We start from the raw sequence: 25,830 nt of genomic DNA on the forward strand, positions 1-25,830 counted from the left end.
CAGCCGCTTTATAAAAAATTATAATATTTCGACCATATTTAACTGAAAAAAGCCAACCAGAGCTGGTTGGCTTCAAATCATCTATTCCCGATAAACGATTTGCATTCGATTAAGCAATAAGAGACTTAACGTAAGCTTCAATTTCTGCGTCTTGGCAGTTATTGAAGAAGCACTCTTGGAATCGAGCACCGCCAACTGCAGTTTTCACTAGCTCTTGGTCGATAGAACGTAAAGCTTCAACAATGCTGTCTTTTGCTACTGCCGCTTTAACTTGGCTTAGAATGCCAGCGTTACGTTGTTGTGGTTCAGCACGCTCTTTCGGGTAGCCTTCGCCACGTGGGCCAGTGAACGCTTTTTCGAACATGTAACGAACGTTCAGTTCGCCAGCCCAACCGAAGCCTTTCGCGAATGCCAGTGCAATAGCGTTACCGTTGTTGATTTGGTTGAACAGGAAAGCGTCAGATGGCTCTAAGCAGTAACCACAAACCACACCTGTGTGTAGGTTTAGAGACATCATTGCGCCTTGACCAGTACCACAACCTGCCACAACGAAGTCAACCGCTTTAGAGTTAAGAAGGATGCTCGCCATGATGCCTAGGTGGATGTAAGTCAGGTGGTGATCCGCTTCATCGCTCATACCCACGTTGAAAACATCGTGACCAAGAGGGCCCGCAACCGTATTCAGTTCATTAAGAACCATTGCGTTTTTGCCTGCTTGGCTGTTTTCCATCATCAATGCAATTTTCATCAGAATCTCCTGCAACCGTAGTTGCTTAAATTATATAAACTGTTAGCACGCTTCAATGAAGCTCACTAACGTTAACGTAATCAATACTGTTAGTTCTAAACACCGAAATACAATGTTCACAACTAACACTCTTAGCCTCTAACTCTATGATGTTGATAGAGTATAGAGACTAAGAAATCAGATGGGTTTATTTGATAAGGTCAGTCGAATTAACGCGCTAACCAACCACCGTCAACAGCGATAGTGTAGCCGTTGATGTAGTCTGAAGCTTTAGAAGCTAGGAACACACATGGACCCGCTAGGTCTTCTGGCGTACCCCAACGATCAGCAGGGATGCGCTCAAGGATAGCTTGGTTACGTTCTTCATCAGCACGTAAAGCAGCAGTGTTGTTGGTTGCCATGTAGCCCGGTGCAATCGCGTTCACGTTAATGTTGTGCTTGGCCCATTCGTTCGCCATCAGACGAGTAATACCCATTACGCCGCTCTTAGAAGCCGTGTATGAAGGAACACGGATACCGCCTTGGTAAGAAAGCATAGAAGCGATGTTGATGATCTTGCCGCCGTTGCCTTGAGCCATGAATTGCTTAGCGACTGCTTGAGACATAAAGAATACAGACTTGATGTTGATGTTCATCACGTCGTCCCAGTCTTGCTCTGAGAAGTCGATAGCGTCGTTACGACGGATGATACCTGCGTTGTTTACTAGGATGTCAATGCGGCCACACTCTTCAACAGCACGGCTAACGATAGAAGGGATGTCGTCCAGTTTCATTAGGTTGGCGCGAATGTCGATGAACTTTTGGCCAGTTGCTTTGATAAGTTCGATGGTTTCAGTTGGTTCAACAATGTTTACACCAACGATGTCACAACCAGCTTGTGCAAGACCTAAAGCCATACCTTGACCTAGACCAGTATCACAACCGGTTACGATGGCAACTTTACCTTTTACATCAAATGAATCAAGAATCATTACTTTTCCCTCAACGTACCTAATTAAATATGAACAGGAACGCCCTGAACATCATGGCAAGGAATATAACAAGAAAAAAACTCTTCAACAAATAAAAATGAAAGGGTGTTTCAAAAAATATGGCTAATCTCTAATTTTTACGGTGATTTGACTGTTGTTAAAAAATCAAAAATGCATTTTAAAATCAATTTTCGTGAGGGTTTGAGCGCTGTTATTGAGGATTAGGGAGTCTTTTGGTGAGTGTAAGAGAGTTAAAATAGAGGGCTAGTTTCAACCAGCAAGATCTTTTATAAACAAAAAAAGCCACCTTCTTGAGATTAAGAAGGTGGCTTTATACAACTTGCCAGATGAAGAATCAGCGTATTACTTCGTTAAACTTAATGCTTCATTCATTACGTGGAAGATGTAGTTTTGCTCAACTGCACCTTGGAACAGGTAAGCCTGAGGACCACGAGCGAAGATAGCGACGTCTTCACCTGAGTGAGTTTCTGAATCAAGTTTGATTAGAGACTGTTGCAGGTAATCAATGTTCATCACTTCTTCTTCAGTTGGGTTAGGGCGATCTGCACCGCCTTTTTCAACCGCACCAGGACCATTACCGTAGCTCAATGTAGTGTAGTTTTTGCCATAAGCATCGACACTCAATTTACCGTTTGATTTAGACAGACCAAGAATTGGATTGCCGCGCTCTGCGTAACCGTTTGAAATCAGAGTGTGCGCATGGTCAGCAGTGACAATGATCAACGTATCTTCAGGGTTTGTTTTATCAAGTGCAGCTTTGACTGCTTCGTCATAAGCAACGGTATCCCAAAGTGCACGAGCTGCGTTACCAGCGTGGTGTGCGTGGTCAATACGACCCGCTTCAACCATGAGTACGTAACCTTCTTTGTTTTGAGAAAGAAGATCAATCGCTTTGGAAGTCATTTCCGCCAATGATGGCTCATTGCCACGGCGATCCGCTTCATACTTCATGTGGCTGCTTTCAAACAGACCGAACACTTTTTTCGCGTCTGCTGGAATGCTTTCGAAACCTTTTTGATCGTAAACATATTGACCATCTGGGTGTTGAGTTTGCCATTTTTCAACGAGGTTTTGACCGTCTTTACGTTTACCTTTTTTACCTTCTGGGTCAACAACATCGACAGGTAGGAATTCACGGCGTCCACCACCGAACACCACATCCATACCTTTACCTTCGTTGAAGCTAATCAACTGCTGAGCGATATCAACACAACCTTGATTCTTGGCGATGTTTGGAAGCGAAGCATCGTTCTCCCAGTTACGATCGGCTGAGTGAGCATAAGCGGTTGCAGGTGTTGCATGAGTGATACGTGCAGTAGACACAACACCTACAGACAGTCCTTTCTCAGCGGCCATTTCCCAAGCTGTTTTTGCTTCGTTGCCTTTTACTGTGTTACAGAAACCACGTTTAACGTTGTCATCAACACTGATGACACCTTGCTTGGTTTTAACACCTGTCACGATTGCAGAGGCAGTACCCGCTGAATCCGGAGTTTGAGCGTTGGTATTGTAGGTTTTAGCCAAAGCCATATTTGGCATGGTTTCCATATTCAGGCGGTATTCTTCGCCCATTAAACCGCGACGTTGGCCTTCAAAAATACGCGCTGCGGTAATGGTACCTACGCTCATACCGTCACCAACAAATAAGATCACGTTCTTAGCGGGTTTATCGATAGGCATGTTCGCTTTTGCTTTTGCGATATTTTCCTGTGCTTGTTTGAACCACACGTCATCTTTCTGTGGTGCATCGACACCAGTGGTTTGGCTCTGTGTAGAACAGCCAGCTAGGGCTGTCAAAATACCACTGACTAATAGAAGTTTTTTACTTTTCACGGGCATAGGCTCCAATTGTTTTTTCGAATTTCCATGTTGCTCAAAGGCTTAACGGGGTCTAATTACCCAACATATATATGAATAATGCGTTACTGATGGATGAAGTTTTTATTATTGTCATATTACTGTCTTATGCTGCAGGTACTTTTATTAGCAACAATGAATAACGTATCTTTTTGATATCAATAGAAATTACAACTTATGAAACTGACTTTGTTAAAACGTTTTGGCCGCATTAGCGCGTTAGGAATATTACTGGCACTTGGTTGTGCTTCTGGTACTTATGCTCAAGAAGACATCAATATCGCAAGTTCTGATGTTGTCACTTTGGATTGGTTCGATCTGATCCCAGAAAGTGAACGCAACGCGGCACTACTGCCAAATAAAGCGCCGCTAAATCATGACAGTGATACTCCACCTCAGAATATGGCTGGAGGATTTCGTCATGATTTAGATGGAAAACAAGTGCGTATTCCGGGCTTTGTTATTCCGTTGGAAGGGGACGATAAAGTGGTGACAGAACTACTTTTGGTTCCTTATTTTGGTGCTTGTATTCATGTTCCGCCCCCGCCACCGAATCAAATCCTTTATGTAAAATTTGATAAAGGCGTACCTATTCAGGGACTTTGGGATGTGGTTTACATCGTGGGTAAATTAAATGTGGAAATGGTTGAGTCTGATTTGGGTCAAGCGGGCTATCTGATTAACGGTGTAACTGTTGAAGCTTATAACGACTCAAGCTCGTAGTATTGGAAGCAAGAAAAACAAGCCGCTGAGAATAAGGTGATGCTCAGCGGCGATAGAACCTATATATCAATATTTAATGATTACTTAGGCGGATGGTGCTCGATCCAATGGCGGGCAATTTGTTCGCGGGTTGCAACCCAAACGCCTTCGTGAGATTGCACATAATCAAGAAACTTCTTCAGTGCCATAAACCTGCTTGGTTTGCCTATGATTCGGCAGTGTAAGCCAATCGACATCATTTTGGGCTTATCTTTTCCTTCTTCATACAAGCAATCAAAGTTCTCTTTAAGATACTGAAAAAACTCTTCACCGTGGCTAAATCCGTAGGGCGAGGAAAAACGCATGTCATTGGTATCTAACGTGTATGGGATCACTAGGTGTGGCCGAGTTTCTCCGGGTTTCTGGCTATTGGGTATTTGAGTCCAGAAAGGCAGGTCATCACCGTAGTAGTCTGAGTCATACAAGAGTCCATCCTGTTCTGCGACTAACTCGCGCGTATTAGGTGAATCTCTTCCCGTATACCAGCCAATAGGGCGCTTACCTGTCAGGCGTTCGATGATATCGAGTGCCTGTTTCATGTGTTTGCGTTCTTTCTTAACGGGCATGTTCTGGTAGTGAATCCACTTTAGTCCGTGGCACGCGATTTCATGTCCATCTTCCATGATCGCTTTGGTCACTTCTGGATTACGCTCTAATGCGGTGGCCACACCAAAAATGGTTAAAGGCAGTTCGCGTTTTTTAAATTCATTAAGAATGCGCCATACACCCGCACGAGAGCCATATTCATACAGTGATTCCATGCTCATATGGCGGGTAGGGTAAGCCTCTGCGCCTGCTATCTCAGACAAGAAAATCTCAGAGTGTGAATCGCCGTGCAACACGCAGTTCTCGCCACCTTCTTCATAGTTAAGAACAAACTGAACGGCTATTTTTGCTTTTTTTGGCCAGTTGGCGTCTGGGACATTATCGCGTCCGTAACCGATATAATCGCGAGGATTAAAATCTTTCATTCGAATTCCTTATCTAATCGTCCACGTTTTTATGTTATTTGCTAGGTGAAGAGTTTGCTGAAATCAACATGCGTTTCTTGCTTGCTGGTTAAAGAAATAGAGGCCTTTAGCTGTTCCAGATGATGGCGCATCCAATTTTGGGCTTCGCTGATCAAATTTCTATCGAGCAAATCTATTAAGTTCGAATGGTCACCACAGTCGCAATTCACACTCTCGCGAGTACCATAAGCGGCAATAACCAGAGATGAGCGGTAACACAATTGCTCGACAAACTCAGCCAGAACCAAGTTGTGACCGACACGCGCAAGTTCATAATGGAACTTAGCGGTAAGCTGAATAGCTTGCGCCATATCGCCGTTATGATTGGCTCGCTTTTCCAGTTCTACCATTGATCGAAACTGCTGTGACAGCTTGTCGTTCCAGTTCTCACTGATTGAAGGGATGAGCAGAGGCTCTAGCATGATTCGGCTATCCCAGACTTCAGAAGCTTCTCTGCGACTAGGGCGGTTAACCTGAGCCCCTTTGTTTGGCTGAATAACGACAAATCGCTCCAACGCTAACCTTTGTAGAACTTTACGAATACCAGTGCGACTGACACCGAAAGCTTCAGACAACTTGTCTTCTGGCAAACGTTCACCCGGTGGAATTTGGTGTTCAACAATAGCCTTAAGCATTTTTTGATAAATGATTTCGTCGTTAGACATGCGGAACTCTCTAATTACGTTTGTATACAAAGCGGTAGTGCAATATGTATACCAAACAGACTTTTATTGTTTTCCGTAAGCACCAGTCAATCTCTAGCTGCCAACCTTCCAACTTCTTGCACTAAGATGCAGCATTTGTTCGACTCTGGTGCACAAAACTGTGTGTACAATATTCGGTAAGCTAGTGATATGGTAGCTTGTGAGTTTGGCACACTACTTGTATTTATAATTGTATACAATTAATGCGAATAAAAGCTTACATGGGAATGTAGGGAATAATTAAAGAGCAGACACGATCTATGAAAGTATTAGAAAAGTTGAAAAAGGAATGGTTTCTTGTTGGCATGGTGGTCGCTATTGCATTAGCAACAGTGAGCTCAGATGTGGGTAAATCTGGAGGATGGATTCACCTAGATCAACTGACGGGCATTGGTGTGGCCATTGTCTTCTTTCTACACGGTTTGGGGCTTTCTCCTCAAGCAATCAAAGCGGGCATGACCAACTGGCGTCTTCACTTGTACATTCAAGCGGCGACCTTTGTTGTTTATCCACTATTGTGGGTCATCTTTGGTGAAGCATTTATGGCGTATATGCCAGCGGCTTTGGCTTTTGGTTTTTGCTATCTGCTGGTGTTACCAAGCACAATTTCTTCTTCTGTTGCGATGACCAGTGTCGGTAAAGGTAACGTTCCGGGCGCGATTTTCAACGCATCACTTTCAAGTATTATTGGTGTCGTTATCACACCGTTCCTTATTCAGCTATTTATGGGCGTGGAAGGGGTAGAGCTTGATCTGATGGCTTCTGTTCTTTCAATCGCTAAGTTGCTGCTGTTACCAATGATTGTTGGACAAATCCTACGTCCATACCTTGTTGATTGGATTGCTAAACACAAAGGGGCGGTGGGTAAAGTTGATAAGTATGTCATTTTGGCAATCGTCTATAACGCATTCTGTGATTCAGTAGAGAACGGCATCTGGCATGAATTCTCTATTGGTTTGCTGGCAAGCTCTATTGCTATTTGTTTAGTGGTTCTTTTGTTTATGGTGCATTTCATTCAATGGGGTGCACGTCGTGTGAATATGAATCTGCCGGATGAAGTGGCGGCGGTGTTCTGTGGAACTAAGAAAACGCTGGCAGCGGGTATCCCTATGGCGAAAGTGATATTTGGAACCGATCCTACACTTGGTATGATCTTGTTACCTATCATGCTTTACCACCCAATTCAGATTTTCTACTGTGCAATATTAGCGAATCGCTATGCTCGCCAAACAGAAGGTGCAGCAGTAACAAACTAAAACAATTAAAAAGTAAGGAAGCGAAATGACTAAGGATAGTCGAGTCTATTGCTCTCAAGGGCCAGAACAGTTACCTGCCAAAGAACGAGGAAGCCTAAGCGGCACACAGTTTGTATTTAAAGACTTGTTTGATGTTAAAGGCTTTAAAACAGGCGCAGGAAATCCACAATGGTTGGCGACTCATCCCTGTGCGCCAACCACATCTTCATTGATATCAAAGTTGCTGAACAATGGTGCTGAATGTGTCGGCCGTGTACAGACTGACGAGTTGGCATACAGCCTAAACGGACAGAACATCCATTACGGTACGCCAGTTAATCCTGTCGCTCCCGATTGTATTCCCGGCGGTTCGTCGAGTGGCAGCGCAGTCACAGTTGCAAACGGCGAATGTGACTTCTCAATCGGAACAGATACCGGAGGATCGGTTCGCGTTCCCGCCAGTTATTGTGGTTTGTTTGGTCTTCGTCCAACACTCGGTTCGCTTGATCTTCACGCTTGTTTTGAACTGTCGAAAAGTTTCGATACCGCAGGCATTTTCAGTCGCGAATTACCATTACTACGCAAAGTTTGGCGTGTGTTGTCTGGGTCAAAATCAGAAAGTCGCAGTGCCACACATCTGTATTTGGACAATCAGTGCGCTCACGTGCTCAGTGAAGAGCGATTAGCTCGCCTGAAACACTGGTGTAAACAAGCTGATATTGAGTTGATATGTGGCGATCTGTTGCATGAGAACGGATGGCAACTGAGTGACCTAAGCTTGCTGTTCAGAACCATTCAAGGTTTTGAGATTATTCAAAAGCACGGTTTATGGCTTGAGCAGCATGGCGAGAGTTTAGACCCAGCCATTTTCGAGAGAGTGAAATGGTCACGTACCATCTCCGAGCAAGATTACTTACAAGCCTTGGATAAGCAAGCGAAGTTCAAAGAACTCATAACTTATCATCTGACTGAATACGCACTGGTTTGGGCGATTCCGACTACACCATCAGGACCACCGGTACTCACTATGTCTGGTGAGGCATTAGCCACTTACCGAACTCAGCTTATGGGATTAACCAGTATTGCGGGCTTAAGTGGCTTACCTCAATTGCATTTACCCATGCGAGGATTGCAAGAAGGGCCATGCGGCATTTCCGTTATGGGCTTAACGAATCGTGAAGAAGACCTGATTACGACCGGCGAAGCGCTGATTCAAGGAGAAAAGTTTGTTCAAGGAGATAGTAAATGAAATATCAAACCGCTTTCACAGCTCCGCATTATATGGCCGCTCAAGTAGGTCAGAAGATTCTCGACCAAGGCGGAACAGCGAGCGAAGCTATGGTTGCAGCCGCAGCAATGATCGCTGTGCAGTATCCACATATGAACAGCATCGGTGGTGACAGCTTTTGGTTGATCGCCAAAAAAGGCCAAACGCCCGTCGCCATTGATGGTAGCGGTGCTGCTGCGTTGGAGGTTGATGTTGAACACTATCGCAGTCAAGGTGAAGAACTTCCTGAGTTTGGTGGTGAAGCGGCAATTACCATGGCTGGCACTGTTGCTGCGTGGCAAAAGGCTCTAGAACTGGACTCAACCGATATCAGTTTACACACGCTACTAGAACCAGCCATTGAAGCAGCGCAGCAAGGCGTCGAAGTGACTCAAAGCTTAGTCAATGCCAGCGAAAAAACCTTCGGCAGATTAGCTCAGCTCAAAACGTTTGCTGAACATTTCCTGAAAGAAGGAAAAACACTCACGATAGGTGACATTGTCACTAATCAGGCGTTAGCCGAAACGCTCAGAACTCTAGCAGAAAACGGGCTGGATGATTTTTATCGTGGCGAAATCGCCAAAAGTGCGGCAGAAGAACTTCAGCAGGCAGGCAGCCCGATTACTTTAAAAGATTTTCATCACCACCAAGCCAAGGTAATGGCACCACTGAGTGTCATTACCTCGAAAGGTAAACTGTACAACTTCGGTGCTCCAACTCAGGGGGTGGCTTCGTTGTTGATTCTGGCGATTTATGATCGTCTCGCTTCACAAGCACAAAGCGACGTTGATCATATTCACCTGTTAGTGGAAGCAACCAAGCAAGCCTTCATCATTCGCGATAAAGAAGTATGTGATGAAGAGTATCTGACTCAGCCTTTGCAAGAGTGGCTCAATGAATCAGTGATTGATCGCTGCGCTGAGCAAGTGTCTATGGAACAGGCGCTACCTTGGCCACACCAAGCACAACCGGGAGACACCATCTGGATGGGTGCTACCGATCAGTACGGCACTATGGTGAGCTTCATTCAAAGTATTTACTGGGAGTTCGGCTCAGGTCTTGTGCTGCCAAGTACTGGCATATTGTGGAATATCCGTTCGAAAAGCTTCTCTTTGGATGCCAAACATCACAACGTGTTGGCGGGTGGTAAGAAACCATTCCACACATTAAACCCAGCTTACGCAGAGTTAGATGATGACCGCCGTATGGTTTACGGCACTATGGGCGGAGAAGGCCAACCACAAACGCAGGCATGTTTGTTTAGCCGATATCACTATCAGGGCTATGGGTTGGATGAAGCGGTAGCATTACCGAGATGGTTGTTGGGTCGTACATGGGGTGATCCAACCAACAACTTACGTCTAGAAGAGTCTTTGTATCACCAGTACGGAGAACAACTTAAACAAAAAGGTCACGATGTTACTTACGTGGCTGATAACAATGAATTAATGGGACACGCTGGCGCAATCATTATTGATTCGCATGGAAAAGCCTTGGCGACCAGTGATCCTCGTAGCGATGGAACTTATTTACTTGGAGAATAAAATGACAGCCCATAATGAATTGCATTCAACTGGCAATCTGTTTGAAACGCTCAACCCGCCACAACGACTGCTTATGGGGCCGGGCCCAATCAACGCGTATCCGCGTGTACATCAAGCTATCTCTCAGTCATTGATTGGCCAGTATGATCCTGTGATGACAGGTTACATGAACCAAGTTCAGTCGCTGTATCGCGGCGTGTTTTTCACTAATAACCAACAAACCATGTTGGTGGATGGCACTGCGCGCTCTGGGATTGAAGCGGTATTAGTGTCGGTTCTTCAACCGGGTGACAAAGTGTTGGTTCCGGTGATTGGCCGATTTGGTCATCTGCTGTGTGAAATAGCGCAACGTGTCGGTGCTGTTGTTCAAACCATTGATATCGAATGGGGGGAAGTGTGCCCAGCGGAGAAAGTCGAGCAAGCAATTAAAGCCTTCAAGCCCAAGCTACTTGCCACCGTTCAGGGTGATACATCCACAACCATGAATCAGCCGTTGCAAGAGATGGGTGAGATTTGTCAACGTCACGGTGTTCTGTTCTACTGTGATGCCACAGCATCGATTGCGGGTAATGATCTAAAAGTCGATGAATGGCATTTGGATGCGGTATCGGCCGGTTTGCAAAAATGTCTCGGTGGCCCTTCTGGCTCGGCACCTATTACCTTAAGTGATCGATGTGCTGAATTGATTAACCGACGCAAACACGTTGAAGCAGGTATTCGTGCCGAGCACCACACACAAGGTGAAGATGCGATGATTCAGTCGAACTATTTCGACTTAGCAATGATCATGGATTACTGGGGCCCAGAACGTCTTAACCACCATACAGAAGCGACCAGCATGCTTTATGCCGCTCGTGAATGTGCGCGACTCTTCCTTGAAGAAGGCCCAGACAAGGTGATTGCGCGCCACAAACAGGCAGGTGATGCTATGGCGGCAGGTTTGCGTGCGATGGGGCTTGAGCTGTTCGGCAATCAAACATACAAGATGAACAACGTTGTCGGTGTTTATATCCCCGCAAACGTGAATGGTGATGCGGTTCGACTCGAACTGCTAAACCGCTTTGGTATCGAAATTGGTACTTCATTCGGCCCGTTACATGGCAAGATTTGGCGTATTGGCACAATGGGTTATAACGCTCGCCAAGAGTGCGTACTTTCAACTTTGGCTGCGTTAGAAGCGCTGCTGATTAAGCACAAAGCGAAAATCGATCCGGGTCAAGCTGTTGCTGCGGCAATGGCATTTTATCAGTAGTAGGAGTGTTATGACTGTTCTTAATGAGATGGAAGGACAAAGTCGCGCTGCACGACTTATGGAGCAAGCGGATGTACTTGCTTCATTCAGCGAGAGTGAAACGGGCTTAACGCGTGCGTATTTAACACCACAACATCGCGCGGCTCATGATCAAATATCGCTCTGGATGCAACAAGCAGGTTTACAAACATGGCAAGACAGCGTTGGTAATCAGTGGGGAAGAAAAGTATCACCCAACCCGACCAAGCCAACGTTGATTTTAGGTTCTCACAGTGACACCGTTGTAAACGCTGGCAAATATGACGGCAACTTAGGTGTCTTACTCGCCATTGAAACACTGGCGGCGCTTCGTGGGGAAACCTTTCCTTTTCATATTGATGTTGTTGCCTTTGCTGATGAAGAAGGTACACGGTTTAACACCACGTTAATTGGCTCAAGTGCGGTCGCTGGTTGCTTTGATTCCAATTGGTTAGAGGTGACTGATGCGAACGGTGTCACCATGGCACAGGCGATGCGAGAGTTTGGTCTTGACCCTGCAAAAGCGGGTAATGATGCGCGTCAGGCGCAAGAAGTACAAGCCTATCTGGAAGCGCATATTGAGCAAGGACCAGTACTTGAAGCGGAGAATCTCGCTGTAGGTGTGGTGACGGGTATTGCTGGAGCAAAGCGTTTTCAATGTGAAGTGACAGGCATCGCTGGGCATGCGGGCACGGTACCTGTGCATTTACGTCAAGACGCGATGACTGGCGCTGCTGAAATGATTTTGTCCATTGAGAAATTGGCGAAAGATGAGGGCGTTGTGGCAACCGTTGGCAAGTGTGAAATTGTATCCGGCGCGGTAAACGTAATTGCTGGCAGAGTAAGATTTACGATTGATATCCGCAGCGCTTCTCAATCAGCATTAGAGAATGCGACCTATGAGATGCTGGAGCAACTCAAACATATTGCGCAGCAACGTAAGCTCTCTTTTGAGTATGAGAACATCTACAAAGCAAAAGCGGTTCAATGTAACAACAAGCTGCAACAGAAGTGGGCCTCTGCGATTGAAAAAGTCACCAATTCGTCCGCCCGTTTTCTGCCAAGTGGCGCTGGGCATGATGCAATGGTAATGGCTGACTTGACTGATACAGCTATGCTCTTTATTCGCTGTGAAAAAGGCATCAGCCACAACCCCAAAGAGCAGGTGTTAACCTCTGATGTTGAGATTGGTTTGGCGTGTTTTATTGAGATGATTCGCAGCTTTAACGCTTGATGAGAATTGCTTTTTGAACCCTCGACAGGATAAATAAAGAACCCCATATGAGTGGGGTTCTTTTTATGCTTAACTGATTTCTTTTGCTTCAACCAAACTTGCAGTTTTTTCTTCATAAGCGTGTTCAAACGCTTTAAGACGCTTGTAGATAGACAGCAGTTCTACAATCGTGGTCCATGAGTTCACCAAGTACTGGAATGAGTTTTCAACTTGGTTGAACGCGTTCATGATTCGTTGCATCACGCCAAGCGTAAACGCACCAGCAACAATCGATGGTGCAAGAGCAATGAACGGGATAAATGCACCGAACTGCAAGTAGCCATAGCGAACCACGTTGAAGTACACATAGTGCATGTAAAGCTTGAAATAGTTTTGGCGAACATTGCCGAACAGTTCTTCCAAAGTCAGTGGATGCGCGCGATCTTCATAGTCTTCACCGTAAACCAATTCTTTACGATATGCCGCTTCTACTTTCTGGTTGTTAAATTCCAGACCCGGTAGTTTGATACCCGCAAACGCAAGTAGCACAGTACCAAAAATCGACCAAATAATAGCAACGAAAACCAGCGCTTGAGGTACTTCTCCGACAAACGGAAGCGTCGTGACGTAACCAGATAAGCCCCAAAGAATCGGCAGGAAGGCTATCAGCGTCATTACGGAGTTGAGCAAGCGAACGCCTAAGTTTTCCATAATGCTGGCAAAACGCATGGTGTCTTCTTGAATACGCTGCGCAGCACCTTCAATATGGCGAACATGTTCCCATCTTGCGGTGTAATGCTCGGTCATTGCGGTGCGCCAACGGAAGACAAAATGGCTGACAAAGTAGGCGTTACCAACTGCCACCATAATCGCTATCATCAACAGCACCATTACCGTTGATAGCTCAGAATAGAACTCAGTTAGGGTAATACTGTTTGGTGCGGTCAGTGCTTTTTGAATTAGGTTGTAAAAGTCACCGTACCATTCGTTAAGCATGACGCTGACTTCCACTTGGAACCAAGTAATGAACACAATTAAGCCAGAACCAAGTACCGACCATTTCGCCCATTTTTGTCCACCAAGCATCATCCAACCACCAATGAACAACGCATAGCACACTGTCATAAACTGATAGAGCCAAGCATTGATTGCAGACTGTGTCGCCGCTTGAAATTCTGCCGTAGCCGCCTCACTTGCGCCTTCAGCTAATGCTGGTGGGTAATCGACACCGAAAATATGAGCCAGACTGAGGTGAGGGCCAAGATCCTCAATAACGGTATACCAGCCAATAACACAAACGAGAGCCCAAAGAACGAAGCTCAGAAAAAACAATTTGGGTTTTGGAAAAAAAGAACTAAACACAGCATCTTCCTTTTGATGACAACACGCATACCCATCCTTTAAGAGTTTGAGTCAGGGTATATTTGATTTCAGTATATTACTGACCGCATAAAATACGATTAGTTTTATACACATCCTAATTTAAACCATTTTAGACATGGCTTGATTTGTAAAAAAACTATTAATTGGTGTTAATGAGTATTTAATCCAACAAACCTCTTTTCTTACAGGTTCAACTTGTTTTAGTATCAGAACACTAAGTATTGGACATGCATCTCACATCGCCAGCCCAGACTTAACGGACTTATCTTTAGTAGTAATTTATTTGTAGGAAAACATATGGCGGCTTTTGGTACTGTATTTATGCCTAAGATGGCATTAGCAACATTCGAAAATAATCAATGGTCAGACGCAGAAATCGTAGCTTCTGACAGCATCTCGCTTCATCCGGGTGCTCACGTCTTGCATTACTCAAGTACGTGTTTTGAAGGTTTAAAAGCATTCCGTCACGAAGACGGTAGCGTGCACGTCTTTCGAATGGACCAAAACGTCGAGCGTTTTGCTCAAAGCAGCCGACTACTTTCTCTACCAGAAGTGAACAAAGAACAACTTTCAAAGATGATCGTTGATGTTGTTGCTGAGTTCGCTTCAGAAGTACCAGCGCCTCCGGGTTCTATGTACATTCGTCCAACTCACATCGGTACTGAAGCGGCGGTTGGTAAAGCGGCAGCGCCATCTCTTTCATCTATGATGTATGTACTGCTTTCTCCAGTGGGTGACTACTTTGCTGGTGGCGCAAGTGCGCTGCGTCTTCTACTTGACGAAACAGGTCAACGTTGTGCGCCGCACATGGGTATGATCAAGAGTGGCGGTAACTACGCAAGTGCGCTTTCTCCGACACTAGAAGCAAAAGCAAAATACAAAGCTGACCAAGTTCTGTTCTGTCCAAACGGCTATATTACAGAAACAGGTGCGGCGAACTTCCTGTTGGTTGATGGTAACGAAATCATCACTAAAGCATTGGATTCTAGCTTCCTACACGGTGTTACTCGTTCGAGTATCCTGACTATCGCAAAAGATCTTGGCATGACAGTAAGCGAGCGTGAAGTATCTGTAGAAGAACTTCTAGAGCGTGCAGCGAAACCGGGTGTAGAAGCAATGCTTTCTGGTACAGCTGCAGTTCTGACTTCTGTTGGTACTTTGATTCACAACGGTGAAGATGTGAAAGTAGGCAGCGGTGAAGTTGGCCCTATTGCACAGAAACTTCGTCAAGCACTGAACGACATTCAGTGGGGTAAAGCACCAGACACACACAACTGGCTAACTAAGATTGCTTAATTCAATCAAGTAAATAGTTAGAAAGAGAACATAGAAAAGCCAGCGATGATCGCTGGCTTTTATGTTTATCGATGTCAATCTATTGGGGGCTAACTACCCATAAGCCACACTTGGGAACCACAATACCAGTTGTGGCCAAGCGACGAGACAAACCAGAGCTATCAACTGAATCACAATGAAAGGTACTACGCCACGGTAGATATCTTTCAAGGTTACGCCTTCTGGGCAAACACCTTTGAGATAGAACAGCGCAAATCCCACTGGCGGTGTTAGGAAGCTGGTTTGAAGCGCCATAGCCACTAACATTACAAACCAAACCAACGACGGGTCATCAACCACGCCGTGACCATCCAGTTCGATACCTAAACTTCTCACCACAGGCGCAAGTAATGGCAGCGCAATTAAGGTTATTTCTATCCAATCTAGGAAGAACCCAAGGAAGAAAACAATCATCAATATAAACGCAATAATGCCGTATGGACCAAACGGTAATCCACTTAGGAAACTTTCAATCAGTTCGTCGCCACCCAGTTCGCGCAACACTAGCGCAAAACAAGAAGCACCTAAGAAAATCATAAAGATGTAAGCTGTTGTGCCGTAGGATGCCAACACCACTTCTTTGACCACTTTCAGGTTGAGCTTCTTGTTGTAAGCCGCAAGTAATGTTGCTCCTAGCGCACCAATACCGGATGCTTCGGTCGGTGTAGCGATACCCGCGAAAATAGAACCTAGTACAACAAAAATCAGTAACACAGTTGGAGTGATATCTTTAAACACTTGCAGAATCAAGTTCCACTCTACTGGCTGAATGTTTTCAGGAACCGGTGCTTTGACAGGGTTCATCTTACCTACAAACAATATGTAGAGGATGTAAAACAGACCTAACAACAAGCCTGGTATTACAGCGCCCATAAACAGGTCGCCAACGGAAAGCCCAAGTTGGTCAGCCATGATAACCAGCATGATTGAAGGTGGAAGAAGGATTCCCAGAGTGCCAGCAGAGGCTACTGTACCAAGTGCGAGAGGTAAGTGGTAACCTTGGCGCATCATGGTGGGCAGTGACATTACCGCTAACAGAACCACTGAAGCTCCGATGATTCCTGTTGACGCTGCGAGAATAATACCTATAGCCATAACAGTGACGGCGAGTCCACCATGCACTTTTCCAAACAGAGCTTGCATGGACGCCATCAGTTTTTCGGCAATACCGGATTTATCGAGCATGTTACCCATAAAGATAAACATCGGAAGTGCCACCAAAATCCAGTTATCCATGATTTTGTAAATGCGATTCACCACTAAGCCGAGGCTAGTGAAGTTCAATCCGGTAAAAGTATCGAGATAAATATCGGCTAGGTATCCAACACCCGCGAAGAATACGCCAATGCCACCTAAAACATAGGCTACAGGAATCCCAGTAAATAGAAGCAGGATAAACGAGCCAAACATCGCGATTACAATCCACTCATTTGGTTCCATGGCTATTTCCTTTGTAAATGATCTCTAAATTGCGCAGCACTTTTGCCAGCATGGAAAGCAGCAACAGTGAGAAGCTGATTGGGATAACACTTTTGATTAACCAGCGATAAGGTAAACCAGAAGGTGAAGCGGAGCTTTCATTGACACGCCAAGACTCATAGGTGAAGTCGTAGGAATGGATGATCACCACAATCACAAAGGGTGCGGCCAAAAATAGCAGACCTAAAAGGTCGATCATCGCTTTTTTGCGCTCGCTAAATTTGTGATAAAAAAGGTCGACCCGCACATGCATATTGCATATTTGCGCGTACGCGGTGCCAAACATGACGGCAGTAGCATACAAATGCCATTGCAACTCTTCTAAGGTAATCTGACCGTTAGAAAACACTTTGCGCAGAATGACTTGAAGAACAATGACACCGATAAGAATGACGTTGGTCCAAGCGATAAATTTGCTTGTGGACTTAACGAATCTTTCGATGTGGTAGTAAACAGGGATAGGTGGGGTTGAGCATAACACCTTACTCATAGCTTTCTCCTTGCCTGATTAGGGCTGGATGACCAAATCCAGCCCATATTTCCGATGTATGTAAGGATCACTCTAGAGTTGCGCGAGGTAGGAAACCGTTCGCTTGCCACAATGCATATCCCTGACGGAATGTGCTTAGGTCAGCCCACACCTTATTGAAGAAAGGATCCGCAGATTTTTTCTCTTCAACTACTTCTAGCCATGTTTTCTTGAACAAATCCAGCATCTCTTTGTTCCAGTAGCGAATTTCTACGCCATTCTGCTTCGCTTTTTCCATCGCTGTGAATTGAATTGCTTCACCTTCGGCGATCGAGTAGGTCATCGATGCCATACAGGTCGTTTCGATGGCGTCATGTTGCGTTTCGCTCATTTCGTTCCACGTATCTTTGTTGATCAACAGTTCAAAGATGGTGGATTGTTGGTGCCAGCCAGGGAAATAGTTGTATTTCGCAACTTTGTGGAAACCTAAACGCTCATCGATGGCTGGTTGAGAAAATTCAGATGCATCGATAGCCCCTTTTTCCAGCGCGCCAAAGATTTCCCCCCCTGGAAGTTGTACGGTACCCGCACCGAGTTTCTCCATCACGGAAGCACCCAAGCCGAAGAAACGCATATTCAAACCTTTCAAGTCTTCTGGCTTTTCAATCGGCTTTCTAAACCAACCTGAAGATTCAGGTGAAATGATCGCACAAGGCAGAACTTTTACGTTGTAGCCACCTTGGTCATACATTTCTTGATAGAGCTTCAGACCGTTACCGAAGTATATCCAAGCCATGTATTCACCCGCTTCAGGACCAAAGGGAACCGCAGAAAATAAAGCAGAGGCAGGCAGCTTGCCTTGCCAGTAGCCTGCTGTTGAATAACCAGAATTTACTTTACCCGTCGATACTGCATCCAAAATTTCAGCAGGATTCACCAGTTTACCTGGTTCATAGATTTTCATTTTTACCGTGCCGCCAGACATCTGTGTAATGTGGTCTGCATACCACTGGATTGGTGTACCTAGCGCAGGTAAGTGGCTGCCAAAAGCAATCGGAGTTTTCAGCAGAATCTTCTTGTCCTCAGCGTGTGCACTTATCGAGAGTCCAACTGACGTTAAAGCAATGGCAGTTGCAATGGCAGCTTTTTTCAAATTCATAACGTAATCCTTGTTTGGTTTTTATGTGCGAATAAATGTGAACATTTCGTATTTAACGATGTTAATTTGATGTTACATTCGGGCTGAGTATAAGCAGGGGTAAACAGATGCTCTATTGGTGAAATTGCGCAAATTGTGTCGGTAGTATGTGCAGTTTTTGACAGGACGAATCAGTAAAACTACGTACAAGTATTGGAAGCAAATATGGGCTTTGCCAGGAACAGAAAGCTAACGGTTAATATCATCTTACTGTCGATTGTCCCCTTGATTATTGTGGTTGCGATTGTCGCTGCCATCCTATTTAGCCAAGCAAAACAATTAGTTGAAGACCAAGTTCAACTCACCAGAAATAATATTCTGGCGGCCAAAAAACAAGAACTGAAACAGTACGTAGAAATGGCAGTGAAAAGCATCACGCCTTACTACCTAGACGAGTCGTTAAGTGATGAGCGCGCGAAGCAAATAGTTGCTGAAAAGTTGAGCCAGTTAACATATGGAGTAGATGGTTACTTCTTTGCCTATAACTGGCAGGGTGATGCGATTGTGTTGCCTTATCAGCCTGAACGTATCGGTCTTAATTGGTGGGAAGTTGAGGATGTCGAAGGTAAAAAACTGCTGCAAGAACTGATTCGCGTAGGCAGGGCTGGCGGCGGTTTTGTCGATTATTTATGGCACAAACCGTCTACCAAAGAACCACTACCTAAACTCAGTTACGCCATTTCATTGGACAGATGGCAATGGATGGTTGGAACTGGTGTCTATCTCGACGATATAGAACATCAAGTTGCCCACATGCAAAACGGCTACGATCAAAACGTAGGCAGAACCAGCAGCGCGCTGTTTTTTGTCATGCTGATCTCTATCACGGTTATTGCTGCTCTAGGTGCTTCTTTGAACTTAAACATACGACGCTTAGCGAATGAGCAGTTGAGTGTGTTGAATCAGCAGATCATCGATTCTCAGGAAAACGAACGTCAGCGCGTATCGCGCGAGTTGCATGACGGTGTGAACCAGCTTTTAGTTGCTGCCAAGTACCGTTTGGACAACGTTGGTAAAGAGCTCAATCAGGAAAAACAGGTGAGAGAACTCGATGCGAGCAAGCAAGTGATGGAACAAGCGATTGTCGAATTGAGAAGGATCTCACGAGACTTGAGACCACCGCAATTGGACGACTTAGGGTTGGTGGCAGGTATTGAAGCCTATATCAACGACATGCGCCAACGCACCGAGCTTGAACTGGTATTCGAGCATGACATTGAAGGTGTGGAGATGCTGCAAGAGGTTGAGACTACCTTGTATCGAGTTATTCAGGAAGCAGTGCACAACGTGGAAAAACATGCTCAGGCGCAAGGCGTGGACATCATTATGCAGCGCGAAGGACAACTACTGATTTTAACGGTGAGTGATGACGGAATTGGCATCGCACCCACCATTGCAAAACCGGGTAAACGCAATAAACCAAATTTGGAACATATGGGGTTACAGAATATGAAGGATCGTATTCATGCCATTGGAGGTACGTTCGCCGTATCAAGTATACAGGGCGAAGGTACTGAGATTCGCGTCAGCTTAAATATGGAGTTCGTATGATTAAGTTGGTACTTGCCGATGATCATCGCCTGATGCAGGACGGTTTAAAATCGCGTCTAGAAAGAGAAGAAAACCTTGAGATTCTGTCTTGCGTCGGCACAGGAGCTGATGCACTCAAAGCGACACTCACTCTCAAACCCGATGTGCTTTTGTTAGATATTAATATGCCCAACATGAACGGCATCGAGATGCTGGAAAAACTTTCCCAATCTAAGTCAGAAACCGCAGTGATTATGCTGTCGATGCACGACAGCAAAGACTATGTGGTTCGCTCAGTAAAAGCTGGTGCAAAGGGTTACGTGTTAAAAGATGTGGGCTCTGAAGAGTTGGTTATGGCCATTAATCAGGTGGCTCAGGGGCGATCGTATTTGTGCCCTCAGGCTTCCGATCGTCTTCTAGAACAAATCAACGACAAGCCAGAGCCAAAAGACAATGAGCTTTCCAAGCGTGAATCTGATGTCCTTAAACTTATTGTCAGTGGCGCATGTAATAAAGATATTGCCGATACTCTGCACATCAGTGTGAGAACTGTTGAAACTCACAGACTGAGAATTAAGAAAAAACTCGGCGCTACCTCTACAGCAGCGCTGGTTAAGCTCGCGTTAGATAAAGGGCTGGTAAGTTGATGACAGGAAAATTGTTGTCCAGTCGCCAACCTATCTTGGATAAGATCGTCTTCTTCTGTGCGGTATTGAGAACAGGTTCATTTCGCGAAGCAGCTCTTCAACAAGGACTCTCTCCTGCAGCGGGAAGCCGCTGGGTGAAAGAGCTTGAAGAAGCCATGTCCGTTGAGCTTATTAAAAGAAGTACCCGACAGCTGGTGGCGACTCAGGCAGGGCAGCTTCTTTATGAACGCTTTTCACCGCTGCTGCCGGATATCAATAACTTGTGCGAAGAGGTACAGAATCTTGCGGCTGAGCAGCAAGGTGAAATCAAGATCTCCTCAACGCCTTTGTTTGCGCGCCAATATCTGACCAAAATTGTGGCGGAATATATGGAGATGCATCCTCAGGTGCATTTTCGCATCTTTATTGAAGCAGGAGACTTTGACCCTCTCACAATCGATTTTGCCTTTAGAGCCACAGCCAATTACGATGGTGATATCTCCCCTGATTCTTTGCTTGTGCGAAAGCGCGTTCTTACTGAGCCGCTTTATCTCTGCGCTTCAAAACAGTATTTGCAGGAACATGGTGTGCCTGAAACCCCTGAGTTTTTAACACAGCATCGTTGCCTGTATGCGAGAACCTTATTGGGGGGAACACGCTGGAGCTTTGAACTCGGTGGCAAGCAAGAGTTTGTCACTATTCAGGACACTCTAGAGTGTGACAACAGCGAAATGCTGCTCGATTTCGCAATGGAACACGCGGGAATTGCCTATCTGCCTCATTCATTGGTGCACAAATGCATTGAAAGCGGCGATTTGATTCAGATCTTGCCTGACTATCGCTGTGCCAGCTTTGATATTGATCTTTTGTATCGTCCTCGTTCGCCCATGCCGGAGCGTTGCGCTCGCTTTAAGCAGTACTTACTTGAGCGTGTTGACTCGATGCGAAATGAGAACATATGAGGTTAAGTATGATTGTTTCAGATTCGAAATTCACAATCTCTATATGTGCAATTATCAAAGTGCTCCTTTATGTCTAACCTGAAATTCATCGAATCAAGGAAGGTGAATTGTGGTTACGAAACTTACAGCAGATCAAGCAGCTCAATGGATTGAAAACGGGCAGTCAGTCATGCTCGGAGGCTTCATTGGTAGCGTGGTGCCAGAAGCCATCGAACGTGCGATTGGTGAACGGTATCAACAGTCAGGTTTGCCGAAAGATCTCACTCTGGTTTTTGCTGCCGGTCAGGGCGATGGTAAATCACGAGCGATTAACCATCTTGCACAGCAAGGTTTGGTGAAAAGAGCCATTGGCGGACACTGGGGGCTTGTACCTAAGCTGCAACAGCTGGTGGTCGATAATCTGATCGAAGGTTACAACCTACCCCAAGGCGTAATTTCTCATTTGTTGCGTGATAGCGCAGCCGGAAAGCCCGGTTTGTTTACCAAAGTTGGATTGGGCACTTTCGTTGACCCGCGTATCGAAGGTGGCAAGCTTAATTCTATTACTTCTCAAGATTGGGTTCGATTGATCGAAATCGACGGTGAAGAATATCTGTTCTATAAAAAGCTTCCTATTGATGTCGCTATTTTACGTGGCACCACCGCTGATGAAAACGGCAATATCACCATGGAAGATGAGTGTCTGATTGTTGAAAGCCTCGCAGCGGCGCAGGCTGCGACCAACAACAATGGCAAAGTGATTGTTCAGGTTAAGCAAATTGTGCCAGCGGGTACGCTAGACCCACATCTGGTCAAAATTCCGGGCATATTCGTTGATGCGGTTGTGGTGTGTGAAGACTTAAGCGAGCACATGCAGACGTTCGCGACCCAAATGAATCCTGAGTTTATCGGACGTGGTAACAAACCATCTCACAACAACATTAACGCCTCGATTGTTGAACCAACGGTTGAACCTGTCATCGACGCGAAAACCATTATTGCCCGACGTGCAGCGTTGGAGCTCAAAGCGAACTCAGTACTTAATCTTGGCATTGGTGCGCCTGAATATATTGCTAAAGTCGCTCAGCAAGCGGGCATTCTGGAGAAATTCACTCTGACGGTGGAACCGGGTGCCGTGGGTGGTTCTCCAGCCAGTGGATTAGATTTTGGTGCTTCCGCATTTCCTGACGCCATTATCGGACAAGATCAAATGTTCGACTTCTATGATGGTGGTGGTGTCGATCAAGCGTTTTTGGGGCTTGCTCAATGTGATGCCAAAGGTGATATCAATGTCTCCCGATTCGGCACCAAAATCGCCGGATGTGGCGGCTTTATCAATATTACGCAAAACGCCAAAGAGGTGTATTTCTGTGGCACTTTCACCGCCAAAGGTTTGGATGTTCAGGTGGAAGGTGGGCAACTGCAAATCACTACTGAAGGTAGCCAAAGCAAGTTCATCTCCAAAGTCGAGCAAATCACCTTCAGTGCCAATCAGGCATTAAAAGCGAATAAGCCAGTGCTTTATATCACTGAAAGGGCGGTATTTAGAATGGTTGCGCAAGGTATAGAGCTGATAGAAGTTGCTCCGGGTATTGATGTAGAGCGCGACATACTTGGTCACATGGCGTTTAAGCCTTTGATTAGCCCTGAGTTAACAACAATGGATGGCGTAATTTTCCAACCTCAATTTTTATTAGATCTGCACTCTGACTAGATATCAGAAGCGGATTAAATCCCTACATTTCAATAAGAAAGATAAAACAAAAGGTCAGCAAATATGTTTCAAAACAAGATATGCATTGTCACAGGTGCCGCACAAGGAATCGGTAAAGCAGTGGTTGAACGTTTTTATACTCAGGGCGCTGAAATGGTCTATGCATTGGACATGAATGATAAGGCGTTGATGGAAGCGTATTCCCATATTGAGCGAGTGGTGCCTGTCACTATTAATATCTGTGACAGAGCGGCGATAGCAGAGCTTATCACCAGTATTCAAGCACAGTTTGGAAGAGTGGATGTATTGGTAAATAACGCAGGTGTCACGCGAGATGCACTTATCGAAAAAATGACAGAAGCGGAATGGGATTTAGTCATTGATGTCAATTTGAAGGGGGTGTTTAACGTTACTCAAGCGGTTGCCCCTTTAATGATGGAAAACAATTATGGTTCGATCGTCACTATGTCTTCTGTTGTTGGTACCGATGGCAACATTGGCCAAAGCAATTACGCAGCAACCAAAGGTGGCGTGATTGCAATGAGCAAAAGCTGGGCGAAAGAGTTTGCACGCAAAGGTGCGCAAGTGAGATCAAACTGTGTTGCACCGGGCTTTATCGAAACACCAATGACGGCGGATCTGCCTGAAAAAGTTCTCAACATGATGAAAGAGAAAACACCGTTAGGGCGTATGGGAACCACCGAGGATATCGCCAATGGCGCAGAGTTTTTGGCAAGTGATAAGTCGAGTTTTATTACCGGACAAGTACTAAAAATCGACGGTGGATTGGTGCTCTGATTGGGGAAATAAAGCTATGAATAACAAAGTTTATATTGTTGCAGCGAAACGCACCGCAATCGGCACTTTTATGGGAAGTTTGTCGCCACTGACAGCGGTAGAACTAGGCTGCGCCACAATTAAAGCGGTGTTGGAACAATCGGGTGTTCAACCTGAGAGCGTGGATGAAGTTATTGCGGCAAATGTGCTCAGTGCAGGGCAAGGACAGGGTGTAGGGCGACAAGCCGCAATGTACGCAGGTATCCCTGCCGAAACACCTGCATACACACTCAACATGATTTGTGGCAGCGGTATGAAGTCCATTTTGAATGCGGTGAACGCTATTCGATCTGGCGACGCAGAGATTGTCGTCGCTACAGGAATGGAGAGCATGAGTAATGCGCCCTTTGTCATGAATGGCAACCTGCGTTCAGGTAATAAAATGGGCGACTTCTCAGCCATCGATACCATATTAAAAGATGGATTAACGGATGCGTTCAGCGGCATTCATATGGGCATTACAGCCGAAAATATTGCTAAGCAGTTTTCTATTAGTCGCGAAGAGCAGGATAAGTTTGCTTTAGCCAGCCAGCATAAAGCCGAAGCTGCAATTAAAGCAGGGCGCTTTAGCCAAGAGATAGTCCCGCTAGAAATCAAGACTCGTAAAGGTTCTTTCACGGTAGAAACTGACGAACACCCTCGCTTTGACGCAACACTTGAAGCGCTTTCTCAGCTTCGCCCCGCGTTTGAAAAAGAGGGGACAGTGACCGCTGGTAATGCTTCAGGTATCAATGATGGCGCGTTTGCTGTTGTCGTTGTTAGTGAGAACGCGGTGAAGCAGCATGGCTTGAAACCGTTAGTAGAAGTTGTCTCGACAGGACAGGGTGGTGTCGCTCCAGAAGTCATGGGTCTAGGTCCAGTTCCAGCGATTAAACAGGCGTTAACTCGCGCCAAATTGAACCTGTCAGATATCGATAAGGTGGAACTCAACGAAGCGTTCGCTGCGCAGGCGATTGGTGTGATGAAGAATCTTTCAGAGCAGCACAATCTGGAGCAATCTTGGTTTGATGAACACGTGAATGTGAATGGCGGTGCTATTGCACTGGGGCATCCTATTGGCGCTTCCGGTGGCCGTATCGTCACAAGCTTGATCTATGAAATGCTGCGTTCCCAATCTAAGTTTGGGCTTGCATCCTTATGTATTGGTGGCGGTATGGGAACTGCGTTGGTGTTGTCTCGCTATCATTAAGCGTTAGTTGCCTGCTCATAAAGCTCCGGTTAGGAGCTTTATGACTTTATATGAATCAGTATTTTCATATTCAAGACTTCAGTTGTGTATGGGTACGGTGTGTTTGCTCAGTATTTATGCCGAAATATATCAATCTAATCCAATATCTCGTTTCATGTGTTCGCTAAGCTCACATTTACTACGTAGATTGATTCTATTCTTGTTGTGGCGAACTCTTAACTCATCACCAAATAACTTAATAAACACTTTTGTATAAAACTGGGTAGCGTTATATAAAAGGTTTAAAGCTTTGTTTCCATTTTTATTATTTATATCTGTATTCATAGTTTGATTTCTCATGGTTAATTGTCCAATGCAGAAATATAGAAAGAATTGTTAGTTTCTTACTATTTATCAGTTTTTCTAAAGCTATACTTAATGGTTTATTAATGGAGTTGCTCTTTATTAAAACTTTAATAAAGTTTTTTAGTTGTAATTTTTTATTATTTAAACCAATGGAGATTGATCTTTTTATTTGTGCGAGAATA

22 protein-coding genes are annotated in these 25,830 nt (G+C 45.2%); 13 read left to right on the plus strand and 9 right to left on the minus strand.

Annotated elements, in window-relative coordinates; translation table 11 throughout:
* Positions 1 to 109: 109 nt before the first annotated feature.
* The 3 genes from L3V23_RS16960 to L3V23_RS16970 form a co-directional block, all read right to left on the minus strand.
* Entirely contained in the window at positions 110 to 748 is a 639-nt protein-coding gene (locus L3V23_RS16960) for an RpiB/LacA/LacB family sugar-phosphate isomerase (RefSeq protein WP_102967054.1), read from the minus strand.
* A 209-nt stretch (positions 749 to 957) separates the two neighbouring features.
* On the minus strand, positions 958 to 1,719 hold the full coding sequence (kduD, locus tag L3V23_RS16965) for a 2-dehydro-3-deoxy-D-gluconate 5-dehydrogenase KduD (protein ID WP_112404019.1): 762 nt from the start codon (positions 1,717 to 1,719) through the stop codon (positions 958 to 960).
* Between the two features lie 363 nt (positions 1,720 to 2,082).
* Positions 2,083 to 3,573: an alkaline phosphatase gene (locus L3V23_RS16970; RefSeq protein WP_237292613.1), complete on the minus strand. Its 1,491-nt coding sequence runs from the start codon at positions 3,571 to 3,573 to the stop codon at positions 2,083 to 2,085.
* A gap of 201 nt (positions 3,574 to 3,774) precedes the next feature.
* Here L3V23_RS16970 and L3V23_RS16975 point away from each other — a divergent pair, with 201 nt between their 5' ends.
* Positions 3,775 to 4,320: a DUF3299 domain-containing protein gene (locus L3V23_RS16975; protein WP_102987280.1), complete on the plus strand. Its 546-nt coding sequence runs from the start codon at positions 3,775 to 3,777 to the stop codon at positions 4,318 to 4,320.
* 80 nt (positions 4,321 to 4,400) lie between these two features.
* Here the strand turns inward: L3V23_RS16975 and puuE are convergent, their stop codons facing one another.
* A complete protein-coding gene (puuE, locus tag L3V23_RS16980) occupies positions 4,401 to 5,330 on the minus strand; it encodes an allantoinase PuuE (protein WP_237292615.1) in 930 nt (309 codons plus the stop codon).
* Between the two features lie 41 nt (positions 5,331 to 5,371).
* Entirely contained in the window at positions 5,372 to 6,034 is a 663-nt protein-coding gene (locus L3V23_RS16985; protein WP_042482665.1) for a GntR family transcriptional regulator, read from the minus strand.
* A gap of 299 nt (positions 6,035 to 6,333) precedes the next feature.
* On the opposite strand from L3V23_RS16985, the gene L3V23_RS16990 reads away from it, so the two are divergent.
* Genes L3V23_RS16990 through L3V23_RS17010 form a run of 5 tightly spaced genes read left to right on the plus strand, consistent with a single transcriptional unit; the run spans position 6,334 to position 12,623 of the window.
* Complete coding sequence (locus tag L3V23_RS16990) at positions 6,334 to 7,329, plus strand: bile acid:sodium symporter family protein (RefSeq protein WP_102942072.1); 996 nt, start codon at positions 6,334 to 6,336, stop codon at positions 7,327 to 7,329.
* Between the two features lie 25 nt (positions 7,330 to 7,354).
* The gene (locus L3V23_RS16995; protein WP_237292617.1) at positions 7,355 to 8,557 is read left to right on the plus strand and encodes an amidase; all 1,203 of its coding nucleotides are present in this window, start codon (positions 7,355 to 7,357) and stop codon (positions 8,555 to 8,557) included.
* On the plus strand, positions 8,554 to 10,119 hold the full coding sequence (locus tag L3V23_RS17000) for a gamma-glutamyltransferase family protein (protein WP_237292619.1): 1,566 nt from the start codon (positions 8,554 to 8,556) through the stop codon (positions 10,117 to 10,119). The genes L3V23_RS16995 and L3V23_RS17000 overlap by 4 nt, the downstream gene beginning before the upstream one ends.
* Before the next feature lies 1 nt (position 10,120).
* Positions 10,121 to 11,371, plus strand: a complete 1,251-nt coding sequence (locus L3V23_RS17005; RefSeq protein ID WP_102955021.1) for an alanine--glyoxylate aminotransferase family protein — start codon at positions 10,121 to 10,123, stop codon at positions 11,369 to 11,371.
* A gap of 10 nt (positions 11,372 to 11,381) precedes the next feature.
* Positions 11,382 to 12,623, plus strand: a complete 1,242-nt coding sequence (locus tag L3V23_RS17010; protein ID WP_102966622.1) for an allantoate amidohydrolase — start codon at positions 11,382 to 11,384, stop codon at positions 12,621 to 12,623.
* A 69-nt stretch (positions 12,624 to 12,692) separates the two neighbouring features.
* Here L3V23_RS17010 and sbmA read toward each other — a convergent pair whose 3' ends face one another.
* Entirely contained in the window at positions 12,693 to 13,964 is a 1,272-nt protein-coding gene (sbmA, locus tag L3V23_RS17015) for a peptide antibiotic transporter SbmA (RefSeq protein ID WP_102964297.1), read from the minus strand.
* A gap of 318 nt (positions 13,965 to 14,282) precedes the next feature.
* Between sbmA and L3V23_RS17020 the strand changes: the two genes are divergently transcribed.
* Complete coding sequence (locus L3V23_RS17020; protein WP_102966621.1) at positions 14,283 to 15,281, plus strand: branched-chain amino acid aminotransferase; 999 nt, start codon at positions 14,283 to 14,285, stop codon at positions 15,279 to 15,281.
* Positions 15,282 to 15,374: 93 nt separating this feature from the next.
* Here L3V23_RS17020 and L3V23_RS17025 read toward each other — a convergent pair whose 3' ends face one another.
* From L3V23_RS17025 to L3V23_RS17035, 3 genes are all read right to left on the minus strand, one after another.
* Complete coding sequence (locus L3V23_RS17025; RefSeq protein WP_042482646.1) at positions 15,375 to 16,760, minus strand: TRAP transporter large permease subunit; 1,386 nt, start codon at positions 16,758 to 16,760, stop codon at positions 15,375 to 15,377.
* Positions 16,747 to 17,289, minus strand: coding sequence for a TRAP transporter small permease subunit (locus tag L3V23_RS17030; protein WP_042482643.1), 543 nt, complete (start codon positions 17,287 to 17,289; stop codon positions 16,747 to 16,749). The genes L3V23_RS17025 and L3V23_RS17030 overlap by 14 nt, the downstream gene beginning before the upstream one ends.
* A gap of 67 nt (positions 17,290 to 17,356) precedes the next feature.
* Positions 17,357 to 18,427 carry a TRAP transporter substrate-binding protein gene (locus tag L3V23_RS17035; protein WP_102955026.1) on the minus strand — a complete coding sequence of 357 codons (1,071 nt, stop codon included), beginning with the start codon at positions 18,425 to 18,427 and terminating at the stop codon, positions 17,357 to 17,359.
* Positions 18,428 to 18,631: 204 nt separating this feature from the next.
* Here L3V23_RS17035 and L3V23_RS17040 point away from each other — a divergent pair, with 204 nt between their 5' ends.
* From L3V23_RS17040 to L3V23_RS17065, 6 genes are all read left to right on the plus strand, one after another.
* Positions 18,632 to 20,017 (plus strand): cache domain-containing protein, encoded by a 1,386-nt coding sequence (locus L3V23_RS17040; protein WP_102966619.1) that lies wholly within the window; start codon positions 18,632 to 18,634, stop codon positions 20,015 to 20,017.
* Positions 20,014 to 20,643 carry a response regulator transcription factor gene (locus tag L3V23_RS17045; RefSeq protein ID WP_042482636.1) on the plus strand — a complete coding sequence of 210 codons (630 nt, stop codon included), beginning with the start codon at positions 20,014 to 20,016 and terminating at the stop codon, positions 20,641 to 20,643. Before L3V23_RS17040 ends, L3V23_RS17045 begins: the two co-directional genes overlap by 4 nt.
* Positions 20,643 to 21,584, plus strand: coding sequence for a LysR family transcriptional regulator (locus L3V23_RS17050; RefSeq protein ID WP_237292621.1), 942 nt, complete (start codon positions 20,643 to 20,645; stop codon positions 21,582 to 21,584). Before L3V23_RS17045 ends, L3V23_RS17050 begins: the two co-directional genes overlap by 1 nt.
* 109 nt (positions 21,585 to 21,693) lie before the next feature.
* Complete coding sequence (locus tag L3V23_RS17055) at positions 21,694 to 23,277, plus strand: CoA-transferase (RefSeq protein WP_237292623.1); 1,584 nt, start codon at positions 21,694 to 21,696, stop codon at positions 23,275 to 23,277.
* 63 nt (positions 23,278 to 23,340) lie between these two features.
* The gene (gene fabG / locus L3V23_RS17060) at positions 23,341 to 24,075 is read left to right on the plus strand and encodes a 3-oxoacyl-ACP reductase FabG (RefSeq protein WP_237292625.1); all 735 of its coding nucleotides are present in this window, start codon (positions 23,341 to 23,343) and stop codon (positions 24,073 to 24,075) included.
* A 16-nt stretch (positions 24,076 to 24,091) separates the two neighbouring features.
* Positions 24,092 to 25,303 carry an acetyl-CoA C-acetyltransferase gene (locus L3V23_RS17065; RefSeq protein ID WP_237292626.1) on the plus strand — a complete coding sequence of 404 codons (1,212 nt, stop codon included), beginning with the start codon at positions 24,092 to 24,094 and terminating at the stop codon, positions 25,301 to 25,303.
* The last annotated feature ends 527 nt before the right edge of the window (positions 25,304 to 25,830 follow it).

The sequence above is a fragment of the Vibrio sp. A1-b2 genome (assembly GCF_021726015.1).
Classification (GTDB): domain Bacteria; phylum Pseudomonadota; class Gammaproteobacteria; order Enterobacterales; family Vibrionaceae; genus Vibrio; species Vibrio diazotrophicus.